The sequence below is a fragment of the Metasolibacillus meyeri genome, assembly GCF_003049505.1.
Lineage (GTDB): Bacteria > Bacillota > Bacilli > Bacillales_A > Planococcaceae > Metasolibacillus > Metasolibacillus meyeri.
On sequence record NZ_PYWN01000255.1, the window covers coordinates 1 to 2,645 of the forward strand.

Annotated in this window: 2 protein-coding genes; both read right to left on the minus strand. The window is 37.8% G+C overall.

Features of this window, described 5'->3' with window-relative positions; all coding sequences use genetic code 11:
- Positions 1 to 39 precede the first annotated feature (39 nt).
- Positions 40 to 390, minus strand: coding sequence for a DUF3139 domain-containing protein (locus C9J34_RS21475; RefSeq protein ID WP_193769141.1), 351 nt, complete (start codon positions 388 to 390; stop codon positions 40 to 42).
- Positions 391 to 718: 328 nt separating this feature from the next.
- Complete coding sequence (thrS, locus tag C9J34_RS21480) at positions 719 to 2,629, minus strand: threonine--tRNA ligase (RefSeq protein WP_107842194.1); 1,911 nt, start codon at positions 2,627 to 2,629, stop codon at positions 719 to 721.
- Positions 2,630 to 2,645 lie beyond the last annotated feature (16 nt).

A 2,645-nucleotide genomic window follows, 5' to 3' on the forward strand; every position in this document is an offset into this window, starting at 1 on the left:
AAAAAATAAAGAGTATAAATACTAAAAGACTATACTCTATTAATTTTCTTCAAAATGTTTAAATTCAATTTCTTTTTTTAAAAAGGATTTTCGAAACGACTCACTCACATTTTTAGCTGTAGATATTGAAAATTGTTCAACCTTATTAAACTCTATTCTATAATGGTAAATTAAATTATTTTCATCTTTAAAAACAACGCTTACACTCCAAACTGGTAACTTAGAAAACCTCCCTTCGATCGACTCAATTTCTTGAAGTTTATATCCGCTATCGTTTATTAAATACTCTTCCACTTTTTTTTCTAAATTCATTTTTTTAATTTCCACATATAAAAAACCCGAGAAAACGAGAAGTGATAACGCTAAAAACACAATTTTTTTAATCTTCACAAAAAAACACATTCCTTTTTATGGTGAATATATATTTTAATTAATTTCTAATTATAAATGCTTTTGCCTCAGCTTTTTTCTCCGTTATGCCAGATGCCGCGGTCAATTAAAAGTATACATCCAAGTTTTGATGATTGCCCTCATTCAAAACTGGAAAAAGTGGATCAAGCTTCGTTCGTATCAACAAATTAGGCTTCATATCGTACATACCATTATAGAATAAAAAGACTGAAAAATTCAAAAATGTGTTCATGGAAATTCTCTTGACACTGTTGTTTTTCAACAGAGTGCGAACAGCGTTACACTGAGTAGCGCTGTTCATCTGTAATTAAGGCAACTGCTTTTCCACAATCTCCTGCTGAACTTGCTCAATAAACTGTTGAAGTGATAGCGTTTGTAATTTATTATGCGCTCGCACACTCACAGTTTGCTGGTGTTGCTCTTGCTCACCCAATACAAGAATGTATGGAATTTTTTGTAGCTGGGCATCACGAACTTTGCGACCTAGCTTTTCATTGCGATTGTCGATTGCAACGCGGATATTTGCTTCTTGCAGCGCTTTTTGTACTTCCTTAATATAGGGTTGATGCGCTTCCGATACCCCGATAAGCTGAACTTGCTTCGGTGCAAGCCATAATGGAAATACGCCACTAAAATGTTCAATTAAAATGCCTAGGAAACGGTCAATCGAACCGAATACAGCGCGGTGTATAATAACAGGGCGCACTTTCTCATTGTCCGCATTAATATATGTTAAATCAAATTTCTCGGGCATTTGGAAATCAAGCTGAACTGTTGCACATTGGTGACTACGCTTGATTGCATCACGAATATGAATATCAATTTTCGGCCCATAAAATGCGCCATCACCTTCATTGACTTTAAATGAAAAGCCTAGACGTTTTAGCACATTTTCAAGTGCCTTTTCTGCCTGTTCCCACAAGGCAAGCTCACCCATATAATCATCTGGACGTGTCGATAGCTCAATTTCATATTCAAAGCCAAAGACTTTATACACATGGTCAATAATTTTTAAAGCGAGTGCAATTTCATCCTCAATTTGCTCAGGTGTTGCAAAAATGTGCGCATCATCCTGACAAAATGTGCGAACACGCAACAATCCGTTTAATGCGCCACTAAACTCATGGCGATGCACTTGACCGAATTCCGCCATGCGAATCGGCAAATCGCGATAAGAGTGCAAGTCGTTTTTATAAATCAACATATGCCCTGGGCAATTCATTGGCTTTAAGGCAAACTTTTGCTCATCCACCTGTGTGAAGTACATATTTTCTTTGTAATGTTGCCAATGTCCCGACTGCTCCCATAAACGCTGATTCATCATTAATGGTGTGCGAACTTCTTGATAATCATATTTTGCTTGTAGCTGACGTAAAAAGCTTTCTAGTTCATTACGAATAATTTGCCCGTTTGCTAAATAAAACGGCATACCAGGGGCTTCCTCCGAAAACATAAACAGCTCTAGCTCTTTGCCAAGCTTGCGATGGTTGCGTTTTTCCGCTTCCTCTAAAAAGATGAAATAGTCCTGCATTTGTTCCTTTGTCGCAAAGGCAACACCATAAATGCGTTGTAGCATTTGGTTGCTGCTATCGCCACGCCAATATGCGCCAGAAATATTCATTAATTTAAAATGCTGAATTTTCTTTGTAGAAGGCACATGTGGACCTCTGCATAAATCAGTAAATTCGCCTTGCTCATAAACTGTTACGAGTTCACCAGCAGGGATTGCTTCCAGTAATTCTAGCTTTAGTGCATCATGTGCAAATAGCTGCTGAGCCTCTTCTCGTGATACTTCCTTACGAACAATTGCCAAGTTTTCATTCGCAACTTTCTTCATTTCCCTTTCAATAATTGTTAAATCCTCTGGCACTAACGTATGTGCCATTTCAATATCGTAATAAAAGCCATTTTTAATAACAGGGCCAACGCCGAATTTTGCATCTGGATACAAACGCTTCACTGCCTGCGCTAATAAATGTGCTGTGGAATGGCGAATAACCTGTAAACCTTGCTCTGACATCGCATCATAAAGTGAAATTTCGGCATCCACTAGAATTGGTCGTGTCAAATCGGTTGCCGTCGTATTCACACTGCCTACTATTGATTTTTTCGCTAAGCTAGGGCTGATTGCCTTTGCAATGTCGGTTAGTGTAACACCTTTGGCAAAGCGTTTCTGTTCGCCATTTGGAAATTGAATTGTTACTTGTTGATTTGACATAATACCTCTCCTTTTT

Coding starts and splice junctions, on each gene's coding strand:
- thrS (WP_107842194.1), bottom strand. CDS start 2,629: ATGTCAAATCAACAAGTAACAATTCAATTTCCAAATGGCGAACAGAAA.